Raw genomic sequence first — 251 nt, 5'->3', positions numbered from 1 at the left:
TGGTGATGGCGTAACCCGTACCCGGCGTTAAATCCAGGTGCTGCAAAATCGCCAGTTCCAGCAGCGCGGGCAAGTTGCGCACCAGCTGCGTGGTGATGATAAACACCAGAATGGCAATCAGCACCGCACCGAGGGTAATTGGCTCCAGACTTTCTACGCCCTGTACCGTGGAGGTGACATCCCACAGCGAAATATTTTCGAGGAAGCCGAAAGCGGAATGGATTTCTGACCACAGCACAATGACAGAAAGC

Annotated in this window: 1 protein-coding gene; it reads right to left on the bottom strand. The window is 54.2% G+C overall.

Annotated elements, in window-relative coordinates:
* A partial coding sequence (locus RTW80_RS30145; RefSeq protein WP_312721854.1) for a hypothetical protein occupies nucleotides 1–251 on the bottom strand: 251 nt, incomplete at both ends.

The organism is Escherichia sp. AM3 (assembly GCF_032029835.1).
Taxonomy (GTDB): domain Bacteria; phylum Pseudomonadota; class Gammaproteobacteria; order Enterobacterales; family Enterobacteriaceae; genus Escherichia; species Escherichia coli.
This window is presented reverse-complemented; position numbering and strand designations above follow the sequence as displayed.